This is a genomic window from Bacillus sp. LJBS06, from assembly GCF_016924995.1.
GTDB lineage: Bacteria > Bacillota > Bacilli > Bacillales > Bacillaceae > Bacillus > Bacillus stercoris.
In genome coordinates, this window is sequence record NZ_CP070483.1 from 3,683,055 (window position 1) to 3,705,682 (window position 22,628).

Annotated in this window: 26 protein-coding genes; 10 read left to right on the forward strand and 16 right to left on the reverse strand. The window is 44.4% G+C overall.

Annotation, left to right across the window (positions count from 1 at the left end; translation table 11 throughout):
* Window positions 1–88: 88 nt before the first annotated feature.
* Complete coding sequence (gene spoIIID / locus JQX68_RS18670) at window positions 89–370, reverse strand: sporulation transcriptional regulator SpoIIID (RefSeq protein WP_003221804.1); 282 nt, start codon at window positions 368–370, stop codon at window positions 89–91.
* 14 nt (window positions 371–384) lie between these two features.
* Window positions 385–495, reverse strand: a complete 111-nt coding sequence (locus JQX68_RS18675) for a protein usd (RefSeq protein ID WP_082032944.1) — start codon at window positions 493–495, stop codon at window positions 385–387.
* A gap of 224 nt (window positions 496–719) precedes the next feature.
* Between JQX68_RS18675 and JQX68_RS18680 the strand changes: the two genes are divergently transcribed.
* Window positions 720–1,133 (forward strand): MarR family winged helix-turn-helix transcriptional regulator, encoded by a 414-nt coding sequence (locus tag JQX68_RS18680; RefSeq protein ID WP_003235672.1) that lies wholly within the window; start codon window positions 720–722, stop codon window positions 1,131–1,133.
* Between the two features lie 21 nt (window positions 1,134–1,154).
* Window positions 1,155–2,345 (forward strand): MFS transporter, encoded by a 1,191-nt coding sequence (locus JQX68_RS18685; protein WP_069838547.1) that lies wholly within the window; start codon window positions 1,155–1,157, stop codon window positions 2,343–2,345.
* Between the two features lie 91 nt (window positions 2,346–2,436).
* Here JQX68_RS18685 and JQX68_RS18690 read toward each other — a convergent pair whose 3' ends face one another.
* The 5 genes from JQX68_RS18690 to JQX68_RS18710 form a co-directional block, all read right to left on the reverse strand.
* The gene (locus tag JQX68_RS18690; protein ID WP_205440378.1) at window positions 2,437–3,843 is read right to left on the reverse strand and encodes a right-handed parallel beta-helix repeat-containing protein; all 1,407 of its coding nucleotides are present in this window, start codon (window positions 3,841–3,843) and stop codon (window positions 2,437–2,439) included.
* 105 nt (window positions 3,844–3,948) lie between these two features.
* Window positions 3,949–5,421, reverse strand: a complete 1,473-nt coding sequence (gene pucI, locus JQX68_RS18695; protein WP_148343280.1) for an allantoin permease — start codon at window positions 5,419–5,421, stop codon at window positions 3,949–3,951.
* Between the two features lie 181 nt (window positions 5,422–5,602).
* Complete coding sequence (locus JQX68_RS18700; protein WP_205440651.1) at window positions 5,603–6,961, reverse strand: MFS transporter; 1,359 nt, start codon at window positions 6,959–6,961, stop codon at window positions 5,603–5,605.
* Window positions 6,961–7,530, reverse strand: a complete 570-nt coding sequence (locus tag JQX68_RS18705; protein WP_205440379.1) for an isochorismatase family protein — start codon at window positions 7,528–7,530, stop codon at window positions 6,961–6,963. The genes JQX68_RS18700 and JQX68_RS18705 overlap by 1 nt, the downstream gene beginning before the upstream one ends.
* Before the next feature lie 186 nt (window positions 7,531–7,716).
* A complete protein-coding gene (locus JQX68_RS18710) occupies window positions 7,717–8,178 on the reverse strand; it encodes a hypothetical protein (protein ID WP_147772636.1) in 462 nt (153 codons plus the stop codon).
* A 282-nt stretch (window positions 8,179–8,460) separates the two neighbouring features.
* On the opposite strand from JQX68_RS18710, the gene amtB reads away from it, so the two are divergent.
* The 3 genes from amtB to bcrC all read left to right on the forward strand — a co-directional run bounded on the left by amtB (window position 8,461) and on the right by bcrC (window position 10,786).
* A complete protein-coding gene (amtB, locus tag JQX68_RS18715) occupies window positions 8,461–9,675 on the forward strand; it encodes an ammonium transporter AmtB (protein ID WP_103031148.1) in 1,215 nt (404 codons plus the stop codon).
* 11 nt (window positions 9,676–9,686) lie between these two features.
* Complete coding sequence (locus JQX68_RS18720) at window positions 9,687–10,037, forward strand: P-II family nitrogen regulator (protein ID WP_014665678.1); 351 nt, start codon at window positions 9,687–9,689, stop codon at window positions 10,035–10,037.
* Between the two features lie 167 nt (window positions 10,038–10,204).
* Window positions 10,205–10,786, forward strand: coding sequence for an undecaprenyl-diphosphate phosphatase BcrC (gene bcrC / locus JQX68_RS18725; protein ID WP_014665679.1), 582 nt, complete (start codon window positions 10,205–10,207; stop codon window positions 10,784–10,786).
* A 39-nt stretch (window positions 10,787–10,825) separates the two neighbouring features.
* Here bcrC and JQX68_RS18730 read toward each other — a convergent pair whose 3' ends face one another.
* Window positions 10,826–11,248: a VanZ family protein gene (locus JQX68_RS18730; RefSeq protein WP_147772638.1), complete on the reverse strand. Its 423-nt coding sequence runs from the start codon at window positions 11,246–11,248 to the stop codon at window positions 10,826–10,828.
* A 109-nt stretch (window positions 11,249–11,357) separates the two neighbouring features.
* Window positions 11,358–12,230 (reverse strand): stage II sporulation protein SpoIIQ, encoded by an 873-nt coding sequence (spoIIQ, locus tag JQX68_RS18735; protein ID WP_014481160.1) that lies wholly within the window; start codon window positions 12,228–12,230, stop codon window positions 11,358–11,360.
* 143 nt (window positions 12,231–12,373) lie between these two features.
* Here spoIIQ and JQX68_RS18740 point away from each other — a divergent pair, with 143 nt between their 5' ends.
* The 3 genes from JQX68_RS18740 (at window position 12,374) to JQX68_RS18750 (ending at window position 15,375) form a co-directional block, all read left to right on the forward strand.
* Window positions 12,374–12,865 carry a GNAT family N-acetyltransferase gene (locus JQX68_RS18740; protein ID WP_082032966.1) on the forward strand — a complete coding sequence of 164 codons (492 nt, stop codon included), beginning with the start codon at window positions 12,374–12,376 and terminating at the stop codon, window positions 12,863–12,865.
* On the forward strand, window positions 12,862–13,380 hold the full coding sequence (locus JQX68_RS18745) for a DUF5362 family protein (protein WP_014665683.1): 519 nt from the start codon (window positions 12,862–12,864) through the stop codon (window positions 13,378–13,380). The genes JQX68_RS18740 and JQX68_RS18745 overlap by 4 nt, the downstream gene beginning before the upstream one ends.
* A 207-nt stretch (window positions 13,381–13,587) precedes the next feature.
* Window positions 13,588–15,375: an N-acetylneuraminate synthase family protein gene (locus JQX68_RS18750; protein WP_081483649.1), complete on the forward strand. Its 1,788-nt coding sequence runs from the start codon at window positions 13,588–13,590 to the stop codon at window positions 15,373–15,375.
* Window positions 15,376–15,447: 72 nt separating this feature from the next.
* Here JQX68_RS18750 and JQX68_RS18755 read toward each other — a convergent pair whose 3' ends face one another.
* A complete protein-coding gene (locus JQX68_RS18755; RefSeq protein ID WP_014665686.1) occupies window positions 15,448–15,885 on the reverse strand; it encodes a DUF5392 family protein in 438 nt (145 codons plus the stop codon).
* Window positions 15,886–16,128: 243 nt separating this feature from the next.
* Here JQX68_RS18755 and cls point away from each other — a divergent pair, with 243 nt between their 5' ends.
* Entirely contained in the window at window positions 16,129–17,577 is a 1,449-nt protein-coding gene (cls, locus tag JQX68_RS18760; protein WP_040081569.1) for a cardiolipin synthase, read from the forward strand.
* A 21-nt stretch (window positions 17,578–17,598) separates the two neighbouring features.
* Here cls and mta read toward each other — a convergent pair whose 3' ends face one another.
* Window positions 17,599–18,372, reverse strand: a complete 774-nt coding sequence (mta, locus tag JQX68_RS18765; protein WP_103031152.1) for a transcriptional activator Mta — start codon at window positions 18,370–18,372, stop codon at window positions 17,599–17,601.
* Window positions 18,373–18,516: 144 nt separating this feature from the next.
* Here mta and JQX68_RS18770 point away from each other — a divergent pair, with 144 nt between their 5' ends.
* Window positions 18,517–18,900, forward strand: a complete 384-nt coding sequence (locus JQX68_RS18770) for a DUF5362 family protein (protein ID WP_014665689.1) — start codon at window positions 18,517–18,519, stop codon at window positions 18,898–18,900.
* Between the two features lie 34 nt (window positions 18,901–18,934).
* Here the strand turns inward: JQX68_RS18770 and JQX68_RS18775 are convergent, their stop codons facing one another.
* The 5 genes from JQX68_RS18775 to ureA form a co-directional block, all read right to left on the reverse strand.
* Window positions 18,935–19,576 carry an NAD(P)-dependent oxidoreductase gene (locus JQX68_RS18775; protein ID WP_103031153.1) on the reverse strand — a complete coding sequence of 214 codons (642 nt, stop codon included), beginning with the start codon at window positions 19,574–19,576 and terminating at the stop codon, window positions 18,935–18,937.
* A 67-nt stretch (window positions 19,577–19,643) separates the two neighbouring features.
* On the reverse strand, window positions 19,644–20,045 hold the full coding sequence (locus JQX68_RS18780; protein ID WP_014665691.1) for an Rrf2 family transcriptional regulator: 402 nt from the start codon (window positions 20,043–20,045) through the stop codon (window positions 19,644–19,646).
* A 134-nt stretch (window positions 20,046–20,179) separates the two neighbouring features.
* Complete coding sequence (ureC, locus tag JQX68_RS18785; RefSeq protein ID WP_040081564.1) at window positions 20,180–21,889, reverse strand: urease subunit alpha; 1,710 nt, start codon at window positions 21,887–21,889, stop codon at window positions 20,180–20,182.
* Complete coding sequence (gene ureB, locus JQX68_RS18790; protein ID WP_134975004.1) at window positions 21,886–22,260, reverse strand: urease subunit beta; 375 nt, start codon at window positions 22,258–22,260, stop codon at window positions 21,886–21,888. Before ureB ends, ureC begins: the two co-directional genes overlap by 4 nt.
* Entirely contained in the window at window positions 22,257–22,574 is a 318-nt protein-coding gene (gene ureA, locus JQX68_RS18795; protein WP_003227724.1) for an urease subunit gamma, read from the reverse strand. Before ureA ends, ureB begins: the two co-directional genes overlap by 4 nt.
* Window positions 22,575–22,628: the final 54 nt, after the last annotated feature.

The window sequence follows — 22,628 nt, forward strand, 5'->3', positions numbered from 1 at the left end:
TATAGAAAAAAAGTTGGAAGCACATTAAGTTCTTTACAAATTTTTGCGGATGTTTTATGAACGATTTCAAGAAGACAACGCCAGGCGATTACGATTGCTGAACAGGCTCTCCCTCGAGTATTTCATCTTTTTTATATTTGAGTTTTGTCGCTTCTCCTCCTCTTAAATGCCTGATGGATTTATGATAATCGAGTATTTCTTTCACTTCGTTTGCCAAGTCAGGGTTAATTTCAGGCAGACGCTCTGTTAAATCCTTGTGTACTGTACTTTTGGAAACACCAAATTCCTTCGCAATGACACGAACGGTTTTCTTTGTCTCCACGATGTACTTCCCTATCTTGATTGTTCGCTCTTTGATGTAATCGTGCACACCACTCGACCTCCCTAAAATGGATGTGAGAAGTGTGAAATGAGATCCGTATTCTGTAAAGAGTCATTCATTATGCCGCTTCTTTGTTGTATGGTTTTAAAACTAAGTTTGTGAAATATGCCCACGATCCCTCACCTCAAACACTCTCTTTGTTAGGTTTGTAACAGTGTATTAGCATTCTTTTGGGAATATGCTAAAAACTCAATAAGGACAAGGGGTGAAACGAACTTTTTCAGCATCAGCAAACTATTTCGCGTCACTAAATTTTCATCTTTACATCTATTCATCGCTCCTGTAGAATGAAATAAGCAATTAGTTACTTAGGTAAGTTTTTTAGAAGGAGACAGACATGACCTACGTCAACAGACACCTCATTCATCAAATCAACCAAAGCGCCCGCCTGATTGCCAAGAAAGCCAATGAACAGTTGGAGCCATTCGGCCTTTATTCATCTCAATGGTCAGTTTTATATTGTTTGCGTACGATCGGACCAATGACTCAAAAAGAGATTTGGTCCTATTTAAATGTGGAAGCGCCGACTGTCACACGGACGATCAAACGCCTGGAGGAGAACGGCTGGGTCCAGAGACGGCAAGGTGAAGACAAACGGGAAAAACTTGTTGTCCTCACCAAAGAAGCCGAGAAAAAATACGAAGAAATCAATGTGAAAATGCTGAAATTCGAGGAAGAGCTGCTTGCAGATTTCCGGGATGAAGATAAAGAAGCCTTTTCTCATTTATTCCGCATGTTTTTACAACAATGATAATAAGGAAGTGACATACATTTGAAAAAAGCGGATGCGATATGGACCAAGGATTTTATTATGGTCCTGCTTGTCAATTTATTTGTGTTTGTGTTCTTTTATACATTTTTAACTGTATTGCCGATCTATACGCTTCAAGAGCTTGGCGGCACAGAATCACAAGGCGGGCTTTTAATCAGCCTGTTCCTTCTGTCTGCGATCATTACTCGGCCATTCTCCGGGGCCATTATTGAGCGTTTCGGAAAGAAAAGAATGGCGATTGTATCGATGGCGTTATTCGCCCTATCATCTTTTCTGTATATGCCGATTCATAACTTTTCCCTGCTGCTCGGATTGCGGTTCTTCCAAGGGATTTGGTTCAGCATTTTAACGACTGTCACAGGTGCAATTGCCGCTGATATTATTCCAGCCAAACGGCGCGGTGAAGGGCTTGGATACTTTGCCATGTCCATGAACCTGGCTATGGCGATCGGGCCTTTCCTTGGCCTGAATTTGATGAGGGTGGTCAGCTTCCCTGTATTCTTTACAGCCTTTGCGCTGTTTATGGTTGCGGGCTTACTTGTTTCGTTCTTAATAAAAGTGCCGCAAAGTAAAGACAGCGGCACGACTGTATTCCGTTTTGCGTTCTCGGATATGTTCGAAAAAGGCGCACTCAAAATTGCGACGGTCGGTTTGTTTATTTCTTTCTGTTATTCAACTGTTACATCATATCTGTCTGTATTCGCCAAATCAGTTGATCTTTCGGATATCAGCGGATATTTCTTTGTTTGCTTTGCGGTGACAATGATGATTGCACGTCCGTTCACAGGGAAACTGTTCGACAAAGTCGGACCTGGCATTGTCATTTACCCATCAATCCTGATTTTCTCTGTGGGACTCTGCATGCTGTCCTTCACACACAGCGGCTTGATGCTTCTGCTTTCAGGAGCGGTTATCGGGCTTGGATACGGATCAATCGTTCCATGTATGCAAACATTGGCAATCCAGAAATCTCCGGCTCACCGCTCAGGTTTTGCAACAGCAACGTTCTTTACCTTCTTTGACAGCGGAATTGCTGTAGGATCGTATGTATTCGGATTGTTTGTAGCATCTGCCGGCTTCTCTGCCATTTATTTATCAGCGGGTCTGTTCGTTTTAATTGCTCTGCTTCTCTACACGTGGAGCCAAAGAAAACCTGCTGAGGCTGAAGGAAAAGTGTCTATTGCAGAATAAATTTCAGGCTGCCGGGATTTGCCGGCAGTCTTTTTTGCATATAAAAAAAGGCGTCCCGCTCGATTGAACGAGAGAACGCCGCTTATAGCAATTATTCAATGACTTTCCGCGCAGGTGAATCAGGATCTAGCGTAAAGTCATACGACTCTTCATCACGATACATCGGATCGGCATAAATGGATTGCGAATCGTTATTTGTTGCTTTTCGATACGACGAAAACGAATCATATTCTTTCTTTTTCCACATCCATATGCCGTCTTGATCCGCTTCCTTGTGGTACACGTTATGATTGACCGTATTTCCTTCATTTTCAGTAAAATCGTTTCCGATAAATAATCTGGAATCACCGGCCGTCAAAATATTCTTTTCAATAGTGTTGTTTTTCGTATCGTACTGCAGCAGCAGCTGTCCGCCGTACAGTCCCTTTGTGTCATTCCGGTACATAATATTGCGGGCAATCAGAGAATTGCTGGTGCCGCCCCGCTTTTTGTCATATCCTCCGATTGAAATACCGGTGTACGCATTGTTGTACACTTTGTTATCTGTGATCTGAATGGCATTTGCATACTTTCCTTTGTGTTCAGATGTTGCTTCAATCCCAATATCGTTATCGTAAACTGTGTTGTTCTTAATCTCGATAAAGTTTCCGCCATCGACATAAATCCCGCCCGCTGAGTAGTCGTCCCCATAGGCAGGATTGCCGTAAGTCGAGTTTTGATAAACCGTATTGTTTTCCACGACACCGTTTCGCACGTAATCGTTTTTATCTGCGGTTCCCTCATAACCAATTAGGTCAATCCCGATGTTGTTATTATTGCGGACCACATTGCCTGCAACAGTGAAGCCATCGATATTACCGTTCAGCACAACTGCTTCACTCGCTCCAAGCGTCAGTTTCTCAACTGTATTGTCCTCGATTCGGATGTCCTTCATGCTGCCAGTCCCATAAACTGCGATTCCGTGGGCATTTCCTTTATCCGCTGTTGTCTTAATACCCTGGATATGATTATCCTTAATGGCGATATGACTGCTGGACCCTGACACATAAATCCCCATAGCAGTTGCTTTCTCAGATGAAACAGAAAGATCTTGAATCGTTAAACCGCTGATGGCAATGTCATGTTTATCGTGAATGCGAATCAGCGGTGTTTCATATTCAGCGTTCGCAACGGATTCACCGGTAATCACGACGTTTTCATTTTCATAGTTTCGGAACGTGATAGGCTTTCCGTCCGTACCGCTGTGCTTCACATCAAGGATTTCATGATATGTGCCCTCCCGAATCATGACGGTTGTGCCGGGAGCTGCCTTCTCAGATGCGTGTGCCAATGTACGAAACGGTTTTTCTTTTGTTCCTTCATTTTGATCACTGCCATTTGGCGAAACATATAGGCAGTCTTCATCTCTTTCCTCATTCGCTTTTGTCTTATCAAACACGAAAGCAAGGATGCCCAGCGCTAAAACACCTGCCAAAAGAATAAAATACCTTTTTCTCATTTTCGATTCCCATTTCGTTTTAGAATAGATTTCTAAAACCATTATAAATGCTCTATTTATGGAAAACCATTTCAAAAATATGAAAATATACCGTTTATATAGATCTTATTCAGCCTGGCGGACCTGTGCAGGTTCAACCGTTTCAATCGCCGACGATGCAGGCGGGTGAACACGCATCAGAACAATGTAGAAAAGAAAGGAGATCAGCACACCTACAAACCAAGAGATATCGTATAAGCTCTTTAATGCAGGAACATACATGCCAATCAGCGAAATCAGCGCGCCTAACATTGTGGCTGCGAACGCACGGTAATTGTAGCCCTTCCAATACACATACCGTCCTGTTTCGGAATACAAGTCATCTACCGAGAGCTCACGTTTGCGAATGATAAAATAATCGGCCATCATCACGCCTGCCACCGGTCCAAGCATGCCGCCTATTAAGCCGAGAAACGCATACACGCTTGTCGCACTCTCCATCAGCTTCCACGGAACCGTAAATAAAGCGAGCAACGCTGTGATAAAGCTGCCGCGTTTGAAATTAATATATTTCGGCAGGGCATTCGCTATATCATAAGCGGGCGATACGATGTTCGCCGCGACGTTTACAGAGATCGTGGCGATGCAGAGCGTGATGACGGACAAGACGATGACATAAGGGTTATCAAACCGCGCCAAAATATCGACAACATCCCAAATCGGTTCTCCGAACGCGACCTGCGAGCCGGAGGTCACCGTAATACTGGCGAAAGCGAACAGCGCGAATGTTCCCGGCAAACCGTAAAATTGCCCTTTGATTTGCTCCTTTTGCGTTTCAGCAAACCGTGTAAAATCAGGTATATTTAAAATTAATGTCGCCCAGATGCCGATGATGCCGGTCACTCCGGCAGCAAACGGCCAGAATGTTTCTGAGAACGTATGGAACTTTCCTGGCTGAGAGTATATCGGTCCCAATCCTCCGGCAATATCGACGGCCCACCATACCATGCCGCCAAATACCAGATACACTAAAGGCCCTGCCCATACCTCAAAACGTTTAATTGACTCCATGCCGTGATGCAATACGAGTAAATGAACGGCCCAAAAGAATACAAAAGAAAGCAAACCAGACAAGTGAATGCCGAGAATGTTCCACTCGCCGCCAATTTCACCCCAGCCCGGCCACATATTCAAAAGCAAAATGTTCAGTGCCGTGCTGCCCGCAAAGGTCTGGATGCCAAGCCACATGATGGCTGTAAACGCCCTCAGAAGAGCGGGGATATTTGCGCCGTATATCCCGTAAGAAGCCCGGATGATCACTGGAAACGGCAGCCCGTATTTTGTCCCCGCATGGCCGTTTAAGGCAAGAGCGCAAAATAAGATAAGCGATGCCGTAATAATGATCGCCAGCACCTGCCAAGGCGAAAGGCCGATCGCGATTAATCCTCCCACCGTCGCGTATGTCGGTATATTATGTATACATCCCATCCAAATGGACGCAAAGTTCATTGCTCTCCATGTCCGTTTTTCCTGCCCCAAAGGCACCAGATCTTCATTGCTCAACCTGTTGGATTGCTGCTGACTCTCTTTTAATTTCATAGCCGGCTCCCCTTTCGATATTGTCTGCTTTCCATTTCATGTACAGTTTTCTGACATTCGATGTCACTTAATATAACTGAAGAATCAGACAATAACATTGGCTATGATGTACAATTTTCTTATTTGTATTTGAACAGCCTAAACAAGAAAAAGAGACAGACCCTCAGAGCCCGTCTCTTTATTAAGGTGCAGTTTTCATTAATGCAGCAAATCTCACAGCCATTAATAGGCTTGCTCCGCCCGTGATGATCATAATGATTCCCATCATATCAAAATGGGCTACCGTGATTTCTTTACCAAAAAGAATGCCAAGGATCACCGAAGACAAAATCGATCCTAGGTAACGGCAGGTTTGAAACAGTCCGGAAGTCGTTCCTACCATGTTGGAAGGACTCGTTTTCAGCATTGCTGCCTGAAGCGCGACATTTCCCAGTCCGTAGCCTATGCCCAAGAGCGATAGAATGAGGCCTTTCCCGATGGTCTCGACATTGATAAAAAAGATGGTTAAGAGCACAGCTCCAGCCGTCATCAAAAGCGCTCCAGCAAAGATTGGCTTGACAACACCTGATCGGTCGATCCATTTGCCCGTAACAGGTGACACAATGATGCTCATTCCAGACATAAACAGCATAAACAGGCCGCTCGTTTGAACAGAAAGATGCATTTCATCCTGAAAATAACTTGGCAGACCAAAAAATAAACAATAGAAGAAAACATTCAGCAAAATAAATTGAACATATACAGCTGACAGGTTTCGCTGTGTTTTAAACAGACGGACATCAATGAAGGGCTTATCCGTTTTCAGCTCGCGCCAGACAAACGCACAGAGCAGAAGCACGCCAAGCACACCTTCAACCGCATGCGGCGACGTGCTGAACGACAGCAGGAAGGATAGAAGGAAAATGATTCCCCCGGCAAATAAAACAATTCCAAGAATGTCGAGCTGCCGAATAATCGTTTTGATTCCTGCCCCTTTTTTCTGATCCTTCGGGAACATATACAGGCCCAAAAAGAAGCTGAGGATAATAAACGGCAAATTAACGATAAAGATCGCCGGCCAGCCGCCCCACACAATCAAAAACCCGCCGACTGTCGGCCCCAGCGCCGTCATGGCGGACGCAAAGATAGAAAGTACAGCCAAGGCTGAAGCTTGGCGCTCATGAATATGATTCCGAATCAATCCGACGCCTGACGGATAAATCGCACTGCTCCCCACCGATTGAAACAGCCGCATGACCAATAATGTCATAAATGTTGGCGCAAACGGTGCTCCGATGGCTGAAACCGCTACAAGAATAAGCCCGAATAAAAACAAGCGTTTCCGCCCAATTAAATCACCGAGCTTTCCCGTTACAGGCTGCGCTACGGCACTTGCCAGGTAAAACGAGGAAATCAGCCAAGAAACCGTTGTAAACGAGAGGCGAAACTCATGCTGGATACTATGGAGCGCGAGAGAAATCATAGATGAGTTCAGCGGATTCAGCATTGTTCCCGAAGCCACCGCTGTTAAAAATACAGCCCGGCTTTTTTTCGATAACATCATTTCACTTGTTCCAGAAATTCTTCCGTTGTCCGCGATTTACCGATTCTCAGGAAAATAAAGCGCAGTGTGGCTTCATGTTCTTCCTCGCTGAACGTGGACATCGCATCTGTGATGAAAACTTGCTGATAGCCAAGCTGGAACGCCTCGCGCGCTGTACTTTCCACCCCGATGTTCGTTGCAATGCCGCACAGTACAATCGTATCAATGCCGCGGCGTCTCAGCTGCAAGTCTAAATCCGTGCCAAAAAACGCACCCCACTGCCGTTTTGTCACCGTGTAATCTCCATCCTGCACACCGATTTCCGGAACAAATTCAGCCCAGTCCGCCGGCATCTCCCCTGAACCTTCCTGCGCGGGCTCATCCGTTTGCGGCTTTAGAGCGTCGGCTCCATCATGAAAGGCTACATTTACAAAGCTGATGAACCCGTTCTGTTTCCGAAATTCATCTACAAGCTTTTTCGCATTCGGGACAACCTGACCGCTTTGATCAATCGGCACAATTCCCTTTTGTAAATCAATGATCACCAATGCTGTTTTTTGAAAATCAATGTTGAGTGTATTCATCATACGTCTCCTCCTGATGCTGTTAGTGTTTCTCACATCGCATATTTTACTCTTCACACTGCCTAAGTTCTTTTTTGATGCTTGTGAAATTCTCAGAAGGAGCGTTTTCTCATGATTTTTCTTTTATGTAATAGTAACAAGTTGTGCATACGAACAAACCGGCAAGCACTGTAATCATAAGGGGCGTCATCACTTCATCACCTGCCTGCCGTCTATCGGTTCCTGCCTGAAAATGCCTATGAATTTGCGGCGGTCCACCCAAAGCAGGATGAGACACATAACCATTAATATCGTGCTAAGATCCTGCACGCCAATATCAAAACAATAGTTAATCAAGACGATGTTCACTATAATGGGCATAAAAATAACTGCCCCTAATGCAGCCGTTCGCGGAATCAGTAATAAAACAGCTGCTAGGATTTCACCAAAACCTATAAACAATTCATAGACATGAGAATAACCGAAAAATGTCCACGCGATGGTAAACCCCTTCCCGGCAGCCGCCTCGATTTCAGGCGTCACCTCGCCAAACTGGCCAATCACCACTTTCGCCAAACCATACACAAAAAAATTAAAGGCTAAAAACAATCGGAACGTCGCGGGAATCGACTTACATACCGCTCTCCTCAACCTGCCGCCTTTATTCATCATACATCCGCCTCAGTGTATTATTTGATGTAGTACACTTAATACAGTATAGAGCTTTCTAATCAATGTCAATTCCCTTTTCCGCTCATATGAACAGCTTCTTTTATAGATATAAAGTCTTATATCATAAAAAATGCTGTTCTTCTTTCTTTCCATCCCTCGATAACATTCCCTGAAAAACCATGTTAGGAAATCTTACATGAAAATGTTTTATCGTTCTTTTTTCTCTATAATGAAGAACTATAATAATTGCTTTTTATTCTGAAAGATACGGAGGAATGAGACATGCAAATGGGCGATACAGTTTTTATGTTCTTTTGCGCTTTACTCGTGTGGCTGATGACCCCGGGATTAGCGTTATTTTATGGAGGGATGGTAAAAAGCAAAAATGTGCTGAGCACTGCCATGCACAGTTTCTCTTCCATTGCCATCGTTTCCATCGTTTGGGTGCTGTTCGGATATACACTTGCCTTCGCACCAGGCAATTCCATCATCGGCGGACTGGAGTGGGCAGGCCTCAAAGGGGTCGGATTTGATCCGGGAGATTACAGCGATACCATTCCCCACTCGTTATTCATGATGTTCCAAATGACGTTCGCTGTCCTGACTACAGCGATTATTTCCGGGGCTTTCGCAGAGCGGATGCGATTCGGCGCTTTTCTTTTATTCTCGGTTTTATGGTCCTCCTTGGTTTACACACCCGTAGCGCATTGGGTATGGGGCGGCGGCTGGATCGGCCAGCTTGGGGCGCTCGATTTCGCCGGCGGCAACGTTGTTCATATTTCCTCCGGTGTGGCAGGCCTTGTTCTCGCTATTGTGCTCGGCAAGCGGAAAGACGGCACAGTGTCTTCTCCGCATAACCTTATTTACACCTTCTTAGGAGGAGCCTTGATTTGGTTCGGCTGGTTCGGCTTTAACGTCGGCAGCGCTTTGACCTTAGATGGCGTGGCCATGTATGCCTTCATCAACACAAATACTGCGGCAGCAGCCGGAATTGCCGGCTGGATCTTAGTTGAGTGGATCATTAACAAAAAACCAACAATGCTCGGAGCAGTATCCGGCGCGATTGCCGGGCTTGTCGCCATTACGCCGGCAGCCGGATTTGTCACACCGTTTTCTTCCATTATTATTGGCATCATCGGCGGGGCCGTCTGTTTCTGGGGTGTATTCTCGCTGAAAAAGAAATTCGGATACGATGACGCGCTTGACGCCTTTGGCCTGCACGGGATCGGCGGGACATGGGGCGGAATCGCGACAGGATTATTCGCCACAACCTCTGTTAACTCAGCGGGAGCAAATGGGTTATTCTACGGTGACGCAAGCTTAATCTGGAAACAAATTCTCGCGATAGCCGCCACTTATGTTTTTGTATTTATTGTCACTTTCGTTATTATTAAATTTGTAAGCCTCTTCCTTCCCCTTCGTGCAACCGAAGAAGAAGAATCACTTGGGCTTGACTTAACGATGCACGGGGAAAAAGCATATCAAGATTCTATGTGAGGAGTGACGTTATGAGCGGTCAAATGTTCAAGGTAGAAATTGTAACGCGTCCGGCAAATTTTGAAAAGCTGAAGCAGGAACTCGGAAAAATTGGTGTCACCTCTCTCACCTTCTCCAATGTTCACGGCTGCGGCCTTCAAAAAGCACATACGGAGCTCTATCGAGGGGTAAAAATAGAAAGCAATGTATATGAGCGTCTAAAAATTGAAATTGTGGTCAGCAAGGTGCCTGTTGATCAAGTGACTGAGATCGCTAAAAGGGTGCTGAAAACAGGATCACCGGGTGACGGTAAAATATTTGTCTATGAAATCAGCAATACGATCAACATCCGCACAGGCGAAGAAGGACCTGAAGCACTTTAATGGTTTAGAAGAGATCCGAAATTCCGGGTCTCTTTTTTTGCCCCCCATAAACACCGCTCCCTCTTCGAATTCTCTTCAAGCGTCATTCTTTCTGACAAACTCTTTTTTGATTTGAAACTTTTTATGAGTATAATGAGTCTATTATTAAAAATGTAAAAGGTGATTATTTGAACTACGAAATTTTTAAAGCCATCCATGGTCTATCTCATCACAATTCCGTTCTCGATTCTATTATGGTCTTCATCACGGAATATGCCATTGTCGCCTATGCCCTTATCCTATTGGCGATCTGGCTGTTCGGGAACACACAAAGCAGAAAAAATGTACTTTACGCAGGCATCACAGGAATTGCAGGTCTTGTGATCAACTATTTGATTACACTTGTTTATTTCGAACCGCGCCCGTTCGTTGCGCATACTGTGCATACATTGATACCGCATGCTGCGGATGCTTCATTTCCAAGTGACCACACGACAGGTGCATTAGCGATTTCTATCGCTATGCTTTTCAGAAACCGTAAAATCGGCTGGCCGCTTGTCATTTTCGGGCTTTTGACAGGCTTTTCGAGAATTTGGGTGGGACATCACTATCCGGTAGATGTATTAGGCAGCCTCGTTGTCGCCATCATTATCGGGTTCCTATTCTTTAGATTTTCAGAACTGCTTCGCCCGTTCGTCGATTTGGTCGTGAGGATCTATGAAGCCATGATCAATAAACTGACGAAAAAACCAACCGATCAAAATTTCTAAAAAGACAAAAGCCGGCGTCTTTAACCAAGACAGCCGGCTTTAATATTTTTCATACATCTCTTGTATTCTCCGCTTCGCCAACACATATAATCCATAAAACAATCCAATTCCAACAGCATCGATGAGCACATCCCGAATGCATCCGTTCCTGCTGAAGAAAAGCTGAAGAACTTCTGTGAAAAAAGCAAACGCGAATGAGCCGGCTGCAGCTGATCTTATGCTGCCCCGCTGTTTCCACAGCAAATAAGTCAGCACAAAGAAGGAAAACGCGTGCCCGATTTTTTGAATACACGCTTCAGGTACAGTAAGCTCAGTAAAATCCATAACGAAAAATTGAGACAGGTCAGGGTGCGGCTGAAAATGAAAAGCCACCGTTTGCGATACGACCATGCCGCTGAAGCTTTCCGTACAAACAGAAAGCAGGATAAAAAAGATCCAGCCTGCAAGCAATAGGCGGTTCATGACATAACCTCCTTTATAGTCTACGTGCTTATGTGTAACTACATAGACGATTAAATAAAGCAGAAAGTAACAAAAAAAACGCCCATCACACGGATAGACGTTTTCTAGATTAAGACTGTTCAGTGTCTTCTGTTGTGCTGCTTTCTTTAGAACCAGATTTGTCAGTTGAATCGTCCTTTTTCTCACCGGACTTTTCTTCTGTTCCTTTTTCAGTTGATCCATCCTTTTTTTCGGAAGATTGCTGAATGGATTCTTCTGTTTCTTGTGTGGCAGCTTTTTCTTCAGCAGCTGCTGCTTTTTCAATAGAAGAAACCGGCTTGTCCATAAAGTTTAACGGATTCATTGCGACTCCATCTTTACGGATTTCAAAGTGCACGTGGTTTCCGCTGTCTTCACTGTAAAGGTTCTTGCCAGATTTTCCGATCACTTGGTTTTGTTTTACTTTGTCACCTTGCTCAACACTTACTTCAGAAAGGGATTGATACACAGTCGACAAACCGTCGGCATGTTCAACTTCCACAACATATCCCAGCACTGGATCTTTTTCAGCTTTGACAACCGTACCGCTCAGAGAAGCAGAAACATCGAAATCTTTTCCGTCTTTCTCAGCTAAGTCAATTCCTTTGCTTAGGCTGTACGTGTTATTATAGGTAACGAGTGCTGCTTCTTTCTCTTCTTTTGCGGCATCGGTTTCATAGAACTTTTTCACAACAGAAACGTTTTCAGAATCAACAACCGGCATTGCGACATTTTCCATTGACTTTCCTACTTCAACTGCATCGTCGTTGTTGTCATATGCAGAGTTTCCGCCGTTATCAGCTAACTGATCCTTTACCTCATCATTTGATACTGATTGATACCAAAGGACAGCTGTTAAAATGACGGCCGCACTGACTAAGTAAATTGCAGGGAACACCCAGCGTTTACGAAAAAACTGCTGAAGTTTTTTGACTTGAGAAGTTTTCTTTTCTTCCTCTCTCATTGTTTCATCACCTCAGCAACATTCTGAACACTTTTCTGAAAATATATACACCTATCCAAAAAAACTTTTTTTAGATGTAGTTTGCGCAGACTAATACGAAAATATGTCATTTTTTTTGAGAGGAGTGCCAAATACGCATGAACATGACATTGCGTCTTGCTGAACATAAAGATCTGGAGGCTGTTGTTGCGATTTATAATTCAACGATTGCTTCTCGAATGGTAACAGCCGATACCGAACCGGTAACTCCTGAAGATCGGATGGAATGGTTTTTGGGACATACAGAGTCACGTCCGCTCTATGTTGCCGAGGACGAAAACGGAAACGTCGCTGCCTGGATCAGTTTTGAAACATTTTATGGAAGGCCGGCCTATAATAAAACTGCGGAGGTCAGCATATACATTGACGAAGCATGCCGCGGCAAAGGTGTTGGATCATTTTTGCTTCAGGAAGCGCTCTGCATTGCGCCGGATCTTGGCATCCGCTCACTTATGGCCTTCATTTTCGGACATAATAAACCAAGCCTGAAGCTGTTTGAAAAGCACGGGTTTGCAGAATGGGGACTATTCCCCGGCATCGCCGAAATGGACGGGAAAAGATACGATTTAAAAATTTTAGGGAGAGAGCTGTCATGATTAGTTTGGATAAAGATGAAAACGAAATGGAAAATCATAATGAAGAAAACAGCCCCGTTGAGCAGGAGACTGCGCCTGCGGAAAATGAGAGCCGCCAGCTGAGCGCCTCTGCTGTCAAGTCGCTATCCGCCATTGCCAAGTGGGGCAAAATTTCCGGCATCTTGTTCATTATTATGGGATCGCTTGTTACTCTGTCTGCTTTAATGACAGTGATTGGTGCCATTCCGGGCGTACTGCTCATTATTTCAGGCGTATTTTTAATGCGCTCTGCAAAAGCAGCCGCTGAAGCCGAAGGAAATCTAGCTGGCAGCGCTGGCGAAAGCATGCTTGAAAATTACGCGACATTTATTAAAATGCAGCTGTTTTACGCAGCATCCAGTATCGTCACCTGCCTGATCGGAATCATTGTAGCCATTTTCGTGCTGGTAATAATCGGCATTGCTGCTTTTGAAAATACCCCTTCGTATGATGATCCGGATTCTTACTATTATGAGGACGATCCGGTGTTTGAATAATGATGAAACAGGACAGGGCATGAGTTCCGGATCAAACGGAACCATGCCTTTTTTATTTGTCGATTTTCCGTAAAATTGTCAATCAAAGCAGGCTGGCGTAAACACCAAGTCTTGAAGCAAGCATACAATCTATTAAAATGACTCGGTGTTTCAACTCGAAAGCGGCATCAGCAGGTTTGTCTCAATAAACATAAGGGAGTGGGACATTTGGAAAATAACAGCCCTTCGGAAAAAGTAAAAGTGATAGCTGAAATCGCAAACGCCCATCAAGGAAAAGAGGAGAACCTCAGAGCACTCATCAAGGCTGCCGCTGAAAGCGGAGCAGATGGTGTGAAATTTCAGTGGTTTAAATATGACTGTATTGCAACACCTTGTTTTTTTGCTTACGAGTCGTATATCGAGCTGTTTTTGAATGAAGACGTATGGAAAAATTGTGTCGCATATGGAAAAAGGCTTGGATTAGAAATATGGGTGGATATTTTCGATTCATGGGGAGCAGAGCTTTTTTCGCACCTGCAGCGTGACATTGATGGCATTAAGCTTCCAACAACTATCCTTCAATCCACGGAGATCATGAAAACGATAGGTATGACTGAGAAGCCTGTGCTCATCGGAGTTGGGGGGTGGTATGAAGAAGAGATCGATCAGTTGATGCCGCTAGTAAAACAACATATGGACAATCAGCTCATACTCATGCACGGATTCCAAGGATATCCGACAACATTAGAGGATATTAACCTAAAACGGGTTCAATATCTAAAAGAAAGATACCAGGTTCAAATTGGATTTGCAGATCACATTGACGCAGATCATCCGCTTGCAGCCGACCTTCCTGTCTATGCGTTTTTCTCAGGGGCCTCTGTTATTGAAAAACATATAACCCTAAACCGGGCAGCTAAAGGGTTTGATTATTATTCTTCACTAGAGCCAAACGAATTCAAACTAATGACGGAAAAGCTCAAGCAGGCCCAAATTGCAGCGGGGTCAACTGAAGTAAATGAATCTGAAAGAAAGTATTTGCATGATTCCACATTACGTGTGATTGCCAATCGGGATATAAAAAAAGGAGAAATAATAACACTGGAAAAAACGAGTTACAAAAGATGCGGAAATGAGAATGCACTGATGCCTTTACAAGCCGAAGACACTTTTCCTCAAGTCGCAACTGCTGATTTATCGTTAAACCAGCCAATTACACCCAACGATATTAAAGATCCAAGAATTACGATTGCGGTAATATGCCGGTTAAAATCGACCCGTTTGCCAAAAAAAGCACTGCTCCCGATTTATGGAATTCCTTCTGTCGAGCGCTGTTTAATCAATTGTCTGGCTGTCCCTTCTGTTGACGAAGTTGTGTTGGCAACATCTAATCTTCCTGATGACGATCCGCTTGAAGCTTTCACTCTAAATGGAAAGGTCAGAATCGTAAGAGGCTCCCCCGAAAATGTGGCAGAAAGAATGCTTGAAGCCGCGGCGTTAACAAAAGCCGATATCATTATCCGGGTGACCGGCGATTGTCCAGCGGTTTCACCTGAAGTGCTTCAATATTTAATTGAACAGCACTTGCAAAAAGGAGCAGATTATACACAGGAACTTTCAAGTTCAGCAGGAATTTCCGGGAATATTATTACAGTTGAAGCTCTTCAGCGGCTTGTGCAGCAGCCAAAACCGTTAACCCATACAGAATATCTTTCTTTTTATTTTGTAAACAATCCTTCCCTATTTACCATCAATCAAGTAAGCCTGCCGAAAGAACTCCATTATCCATCTTGGCGTTTAACCCTAGATGAACCTAAAGACTTAGAATTGTTTGAACAAATATATCAAAACCTGGATGTTAAAAACGAACCGCTCTATTTCAGCCGGATAAGAGATTATTTAACAGAAAACCGGCACATTTCAAAGATAAATCAAGATGTGTCGACCAAATGGATCGACCAGGCATCACTAGTAGAGGAAATCAATAAAGCAACGCTGTTACCCAAAAATAAATAACAACTCTTGTCCGTATTCCAAGTCATACAAAAAAACACCCGATTGTAAAATCCAACAATCCGGGTGCAGCTTTTATTCATACATTTTCTTGCGTCTGTCTTCCTCAGTCAAAAATTCAACAAAACTCCGCATCGCAAACGGTTCTTCCTTTATCTGTCGTGCGTAGGAGTTTTTCCGTTCTTCTGAAAGGATGTCGCTCTTTTTGATCCTGTTCAGCATATAGATGTGAACCGTTTTTTGGATTTGTTTGTGCTGATAGCCTGCCTCTTTAAAAAACGCCAGCCCGAGCGCCGCCAAAAGAGCGAATATGCCCGCACTGATCAGGGATCCCCTGTCAGCTGAAGCGTGAAATAGAAAAGCAGCTAAATTAAAGAGAGAGAATGCAGCAAGCGGAATAGCAAGAAAACGGTAAATGACGGTTTTTTTCATGAAAGGCTGTACAGCCTTTTGAATTTTTTGCATTTCTGTTTTGATGAACCCCGGCATTTGTTCGACTCTGTAAAAGTTCATGTTATCCTCCCCCTTTATTTGTTGTTGCAAGGCTTCACGAACGTTATCATATGTGTTTATTTTAACGCAGGTGCAAGCCGGTTTTAAAGAAATCTGCCCGTATTTTTCACGAAGAATCTGGATCGCCGCTCTTTATTCTTTTAAAATGTGAGTGTTATAATTTGTAATGGGAATCAGATTACTGTTATTCATGGAATACTAATGGCAATCTTCTTGATAAATATGAATGAGCGGGGTTACAAAGTGAGTATTTCTTCCATCCTTTTATCACTTTTTTTCATTTTAAATATTCTTTTGGCGATCGTTGTCATCTTCAAAGAACGGCGCGATGCCAGCGCATCTTGGGCGTGGCTGCTTGTTCTTTTCTTTATTCCCGTTTTAGGCTTTATTTTATACCTATTATTCGGCCATAATCTTAGACGCAAGCATTTGTTTCAATGGGAAGACCGAAAAAAGATTGGAATCGAAAGGCTGCTGAAGCATCAGCTTGAAGATTTAGAAACCAAGCAATTCCAGTTCAACAACCGGGCAACCTTTGATAACAAAGATTTAATTTATATGCTGATCATGAATAATCATGCTGTGTTTACAGAGGATAATTCAGTTGACGTCATTACAGACGGAAGGGATAAATTTCAGCGGCTGCTGAATGACATTTCAAAGGCTAAGGATCATATCCACTTACAGTATTATATTTATAAAGGTGATGAATTAGGCAAAAAATTGCGGGACGCTCTCATCCAAAAAGCGAAAGAAGGTGTTCAGGTCAGAGTGCTTTATGATGAACTCGGGTCCAGAACGCTGAGAAAAAAGTTTTTTAAAGAGCTTCGCGAGGCTGGCGGGCATGTGGAGGTCTTTTTTCCTTCAAAGCTCAGGCCGATTAACCTGCGGCTGAATTACCGGAACCACCGAAAGCTTGTGATCATAGACGGCATGACCGGTTATGTCGGTGGTTTTAATGTCGGAGATGAGTATCTGGGGCTTAATCCGAAATTCGGTTATTGGCGGGATACGCATATCAGGCTGCAAGGGACGGCCGTGCACGCCATCCAAACACGGTTCATCCTTGACTGGAACCAAGCTTCACATCACCATACGCTGACATATATTCCGAATCACTTTCCTGATTACGGCCCAAAAGGCAACGTCGGGATGCAGATTGTCACAAGCGGCCCTGATTCGGAATGGGAACAAATTAAAAATGGCTACATTAAAATGATATCGAACGCCAAGCGTTCCATTTTGATTCAAACGCCTTATTTTATCCCGGATGCAAGCCTTCTGGATGCATTAAGGATCGCTTGCCTTTCGGGCATTGACGTCAACATTATGATTCCGAACAAGCCTGATCACGCCTTCGTATACTGGGCCACGCTTTCATACATCGGCGATCTGCTGAAAGCCGGAGCGACTGTCTATATTTATGATAACGGCTTTATTCACGCGAAAACAATCGTGGTGGATGACGAAATCGCTTCAGTCGGCACAGCGAACATTGATGTCCGAAGCTTCAGGCTGAATTTTGAGGTGAATGCATTTATTTACGATATCACCATTGCTAAAAAACTGGTTTCAACTTTTAAAGAAGATTTGCTAGTATCCAGAAAATTCACCTATGAGGAGTACCTGCAGCGCCCGTTGTGGATTCGAATAAAAGAATCCGTCTCGCGGCTGTTGTCGCCGATCTTATAAGATGCGCCAAAAACCCGGCCTTTACGGCCGGGTTTTGTCTTGATGGTCACAGTAAATAATGATCGCCTCCCGCAAAAAAGCGGCAAGACCTTCTCCATATTGATCGATCGAATCAGTAAATCGCGCGTCAGTGATATACACTTCTCCAAGTCCCCTGAAAATGTCGAGTGTGCAATCGTAATGATATTGGCAAATATGATCGCGAAATGCCCCCACTGCGGCCTGAACCTCTGTATCATCGGGCCCATGTTTCATTCGTGCCGCAATTCGTCTGTAAATCGAATCGAATTCAGACATGATCGACCGCCAATCATCTGCCGAGTAAGAAGACGTCTTTTTCTCTGTTTCTTCTGCGATTTCCTTTCCATACAGCTTTCTGACTTCATCAGCGTATGTCCGCTGGTGCTCTTCAATGTCTTTCATGCTTAATCCGGCAAATAAATCCCGCTTATTCATCGTTTCCCCTCCATCAACGGACAAAAGCGTCCTGTCTATTGTTTGAATCATTTCTTCCATTCTTTGTTTTTTCTTCATCAATATTTCCTTTTGCGACTGAAGCGCCGCTTTCCGGTCAAAATTCGGATGATCCAGCATCTCTTTAATTTCATCCAGACGAAACCCAATTTCCTTGAAAAATAAAATCTGCTGTAGTCGTTCCAGATCTGCATCACTGTACAATCGATACCCAGCATCAGTAAGCGCTGAAGGAATCAGAAGCTCAATATGGTCATAGTGATGAAGCGTCCGAATGCTGACGCCCGATATTTCCGCCACTTGTTTGACTTGATATTTCATACATAACACCTCCTCTTTTTTATCGTAAACAATCACGCAGCGTTAGGGTCAATCCCAAAAATGTTGTTTTCTATATACAAAACTTCTCACAAATAGTGTATAAAAGAAAAGTGAGTATTTTTTTGTAAAGGGGAGCTACTATACATGAATCCTGAAACAATAAACAAAACCCTCATCAGCATTTCAAAATGGGGAAAAGCTACAGGCATTTTATTTATTATTATGGGCGCAATTACCGCGCTTTCAGGCGCGTTCTTTTTTCTAATCGGTGCTGTGCCGGGCGTGCTTCAAATTATTTCCGGCATCTTTTTGATGAGGTCAGCTAGAGAAGCAGGCCAAATGGCTGAACACAATAGCGGACAGTCTGAAGACTTAATGCTGGAGAATTACGCAAAATTCGTAAAGATGCAAGGGATTTATTTGATCGTAAGCATTGCTGTATCCATTCTTGCGATCATCGCCTTCTTTATCTTTTTCATGCTTGGGATTGCTGACGGCATATTCAGCGATACGTACAGCACTTATTAATGAGAAAAACCCGGAGCTGGCTCCGGGTTTTTTATTATTCCGCTTCGCTTACTACTGTGAAGCGCTCATTTTTGTGTGCAGGTTGTTCAAGCTCATCCAATACGGCAATGGCATAATCTGCATAGCTGATATAGCTGTCGCCTTTGGCATTTACGATGACATTGTCTTTCCCTTTTTGGTAAGAGCCAGTCCGTTTTCCTGCCGGATCAAAAAATGCCGCAGGACTGAGGAATGTCCAGGAAATAGAGTCTGTCTGCTGCAAGTCTTTCAGGTTCTCGCCTTGATTTGATGCAGTTGGCAAATATTCTTTCGGAAATTCCGGCGTATCCATTAAACGGATTGTTTTGGCTTCATCAACAAACAGGCTTCCCGCTCCGCCAACAACAAGCAATCTTGTGTGCTTCGCGTCTTTTAATATGCTGATGAGTGCTCTGCCTGCTTCTACATGAAGATGTTCCTGGCCGGGCGCTGCCCCAAAAGCATTTACGACCGCGTCAAAAGGCTTGATGTCTTCTGCAGTCAGTTCAAACACATCTTTCTCCAAAACCGCTACGTCCTGTTCCTGCACTTTTGAAGCGCTTCGGACGATGGCAGTCACTTCATGGCCTCTTGTTTTCGCTTCTTTCAAAATCTCATTTCCTGCTTTTCCGCTTGCCCCGATAATTCCAATTTTCATTTTTCATTTCCCCCTTATTTGTAACAATTTTAGTTACATGTTAGCGGTGAGAAGTCATCCCTTTTGATTAAAAGAGATGATTCATAACATCTTTTAATGACTTGCTTGCCAGTTCATTTTCCATCGCTCTTTGGACACTTTCAAACGTTTCATCCAGGGCGTTCTGAATTTTTTTCCCTACCGGACATTTCGGGTTTGGGTTTTCATGAACCGCAAAGAGTTCTTCTTGCTTTTGGACAGCCCGGTACACTTCTAAAAGAGAAATATCAGCTGGATCTTTTCTGAGGCTTGCACCAGGCACACCTGCGCGTGAGGTGAGAATATCAGCTTTTTTCAGCAGGCTGATCATTCTTCGGACCACTACCGGATTCGTGTTGACACTGTCAGCAATGATTTCTGAAGATGTTTTTTCATCCATCGAGATGAGGGATAAAATATGAATGGCAACAGCAAGACGGCTGTTAATCATGTTTTTTCACCACCGTTGTAACTATAATAGTTACATTTAGTTCGTTTGTCAACATCTAATATACACTAAATACACGTGTTTTGTGCACCGTTTTTAGTCAATATAACGGCCGGATGCACTCCGGCCGCGTCTTATCAGAATAAAAAATATCTTTGTCCAAGTGGAACATAATCGACAGGCTGGCAAGACAATTCCTCCCCATCAGCGAAGACCTGATAGGTTTTTGGATCAACCTCAATTTTCGGCAAAGCTGAGTTCAATTTCATATCCAGCTTGCTCAGCTTTCTGATATTTTTGACAGGAGAAATTCTTTTTTGCAACCCTAAGCTTTCCGCCACACCCCGCTCTATGCTTGCCTGTGACATGAATGTAATCGAGGTTGAGTTGTTGGCTTTTCCGTAAGACGCATACATTTGGCGCATGAAAACCGGTTCAGGAGTCGGGATGGAAGCGTTTGGATCTCCCATTTGCGCACGTGCAATCATGCCGCCCTTTAAGACCAATTCCGGTTTTACGCCAAAAAATACCGGGTCCCACAGAACGAGATCGGCAAGCTTCCCTTTTTCTACCGAGCCGACTTCATGGCTGAGCCCATGCGTAATTGCCGGATTTATCGTGTATTTGGCAATGTACCGTTTTGCGCGCACATTGTCGTTTCCGTTTTCGCCGGCAAGAGCGCCTCGCTGCTTTTTCATTTTATCGGCTACCTGCCACGTTCGGATGATCACTTCACCGACCCGTCCCATCGCTTGGGAATCCGATGATGTCATGCTGATCGCACCGATATCATGGAGAATATCCTCTGCGGCAATCGTCGCAGCTCTGATTCTGGAATGGCTGAACGCCACATCTTCAGGCACTTTCGCATCTAAATGGTGACAGACCATCATCATATCAAGATGCTCATCCATCGTATTAACGGTATAAGGAATGGTTGGCGTTGTAGATGACGGCAGAATGTTCGCGTAAGAGGCAAGCTTCATAATATCCGGGGCGTGGCCGCCGCCTGCACCTTCAATGTGATAGGTATGAATGACCCGGTCCCCAATCGCGTCGAGCGTGTTTTCCAAAAAACCCGCTTCGTTAATCGTATCGGTATGGATGGCAACTTGAATATCAGCCTCATCCACAACTTCCATACACGTTTTAATGGCGCTTGGCGTCGTGCCCCAGTCTTCATGAAGCTTAAGGCCAATGGCGCCGGCTTCCACCTGCTCGATCAGCGGCGCTTTATCGGATGCATTCCCTTTCCCTAAGAAGCCGACATTGATTGGAAATGCTTCGGCCGCTTCCAGCATTCTCGCCATATACCATGCGCCGGATGTACAAGTGGTCGCTTTGCTGCCGGTTGCGGGTCCTGTTCCGCCTCCCAAAAGGGTCGTCACACCTGAAGAAAGCGCAACTTCCATCTGCTGCGGACAAATAAAATGAATGTGTGTGTCCACTCCCCCGGCTGTTAAAATTTTGCCTTCACCGGAAATCACCTCTGTACCCGCTCCGATGACCATATGCGGATCGACACCATCCATGATATCAGGATTTCCGCTTTTTCCGACGCCGACAATCCGGCCATCCTTCACACCGACATCAGCTTTGACAATGCCTGTGTAATCCAATAGCACGACGTTGGTGATAACCAAATCCAAAGCGCCGTCCTTCCCTGTAATTCTGCCGTTTTGGCCCATGCCATCGCGGATCGTTTTTCCACCGCCAAAGATCATTTCTTCACCGTAGACTGTGAAATCCTTTTCGACTTCGATCCATAAATCCGTGTCGCCCAATCTGATTTTATCGCCCGTTGTCGGGCCAAACAGCTCCGCATATTCCTTCCGTGACATTTTCATCGGATTACACCCTCCATCCAGCCGGCTTGTTTTAAGTTGGCCAACGTTTTTTCTTTGCCGCGTTCATCGATAAACGTGTCGGCCATTCCGTTCAGGCCTCTAATTGTCTTGCGTCCCCCGATTTCCACAAGTGTGACCGTTTTCTGCTCTCCAGGCTCAAAACGGACCGACGTGCCCGAAGGAACATCAAGGCGCATGCCGATCGCCAGCTCACGGTCAAATAATAAAGACCCGTTTGCTTCCGCAAAATGAAAATGCGAGCCGACTTGAATGGAGCGTGATCCGGTGTTTTTTACCGTAATCTCCCGTGTCTCACGGCCTTCATTAATCGTTATCATTCCCTCAGCAATTTGAAATGCCCCCGGCTTCATGACTTCACCTCCGCAGAAATTGGCTGATGTACCGTAACAAGCTTTACTCCATCCGGGAATGTGGCCTCTACCTGAATGCTGTCCAGCATCTCAGGCACACCCTCCATCACATCTTTTTCCGTTAACACATGGCGGCCGGCTTCCATCAGCTCTGCTACTCCCTTCCCATCACGCGCGCCTTCCATAATAAAGCAGGTGATATAAGCGGCAGCCTCAGGATAGTTCAGCAGAACGCCCCGCGCCTTTCGCTGTTTGGCTAATTCCCCCGCTGCAAAAATGAGCAATTTTTCTTGTTCAACCGGTGTCAGTTTCATCTGTAATCCTCCTTCTTTTGTCATATAAAGCGGATGCGGTTACTACGAATTTGT

What these genes read in the sequence shown, in the direction of transcription:
- JQX68_RS18680 (WP_003235672.1), top strand. Translation starts at nt 720, where the DNA reads ATGACCTACGTCAACAGACACCTCATTCATCAAATCAACCAAAGCGCC.
- JQX68_RS18690 (WP_205440378.1), bottom strand. Translation starts at nt 3,843, where the DNA reads ATGAGAAAAAGGTATTTTATTCTTTTGGCAGGTGTTTTAGCGCTGGGC.
- pucI (WP_148343280.1), bottom strand. Translation starts at nt 5,421, where the DNA reads ATGAAATTAAAAGAGAGTCAGCAGCAATCCAACAGGTTGAGCAATGAA.
- JQX68_RS18700 (WP_205440651.1), bottom strand. Translation starts at nt 6,961, where the DNA reads ATGTTATCGAAAAAAAGCCGGGCTGTATTTTTAACAGCGGTGGCTTCG.
- JQX68_RS18705 (WP_205440379.1), bottom strand. Translation starts at nt 7,530, where the DNA reads ATGATGAATACACTCAACATTGATTTTCAAAAAACAGCATTGGTGATC.
- JQX68_RS18710 (WP_147772636.1), bottom strand. Translation starts at nt 8,178, where the DNA reads ATGATGAATAAAGGCGGCAGGTTGAGGAGAGCGGTATGTAAGTCGATT.
- amtB (WP_103031148.1), top strand. Translation starts at nt 8,461, where the DNA reads ATGCAAATGGGCGATACAGTTTTTATGTTCTTTTGCGCTTTACTCGTG.
- JQX68_RS18720 (WP_014665678.1), top strand. Translation starts at nt 9,687, where the DNA reads ATGAGCGGTCAAATGTTCAAGGTAGAAATTGTAACGCGTCCGGCAAAT.
- JQX68_RS18730 (WP_147772638.1), bottom strand. Translation starts at nt 11,248, where the DNA reads ATGAACCGCCTATTGCTTGCAGGCTGGATCTTTTTTATCCTGCTTTCT.
- spoIIQ (WP_014481160.1), bottom strand. Translation starts at nt 12,230, where the DNA reads ATGAGAGAGGAAGAAAAGAAAACTTCTCAAGTCAAAAAACTTCAGCAG.
- JQX68_RS18740 (WP_082032966.1), top strand. Translation starts at nt 12,374, where the DNA reads ATGACATTGCGTCTTGCTGAACATAAAGATCTGGAGGCTGTTGTTGCG.
- JQX68_RS18745 (WP_014665683.1), top strand. Translation starts at nt 12,862, where the DNA reads ATGATTAGTTTGGATAAAGATGAAAACGAAATGGAAAATCATAATGAA.
- JQX68_RS18755 (WP_014665686.1), bottom strand. Translation starts at nt 15,885, where the DNA reads ATGAACTTTTACAGAGTCGAACAAATGCCGGGGTTCATCAAAACAGAA.
- mta (WP_103031152.1), bottom strand. Translation starts at nt 18,372, where the DNA reads ATGAAATATCAAGTCAAACAAGTGGCGGAAATATCGGGCGTCAGCATT.
- JQX68_RS18770 (WP_014665689.1), top strand. Translation starts at nt 18,517, where the DNA reads ATGAATCCTGAAACAATAAACAAAACCCTCATCAGCATTTCAAAATGG.
- JQX68_RS18775 (WP_103031153.1), bottom strand. Translation starts at nt 19,576, where the DNA reads ATGAAAATTGGAATTATCGGGGCAAGCGGAAAAGCAGGAAATGAGATT.
- JQX68_RS18780 (WP_014665691.1), bottom strand. Translation starts at nt 20,045, where the DNA reads ATGATTAACAGCCGTCTTGCTGTTGCCATTCATATTTTATCCCTCATC.
- ureC (WP_040081564.1), bottom strand. Translation starts at nt 21,889, where the DNA reads ATGAAAATGTCACGGAAGGAATATGCGGAGCTGTTTGGCCCGACAACG.
- ureB (WP_134975004.1), bottom strand. Translation starts at nt 22,260, where the DNA reads ATGAAGCCGGGGGCATTTCAAATTGCTGAGGGAATGATAACGATTAAT.
- ureA (WP_003227724.1), bottom strand. Translation starts at nt 22,574, where the DNA reads ATGAAACTGACACCGGTTGAACAAGAAAAATTGCTCATTTTTGCAGCG.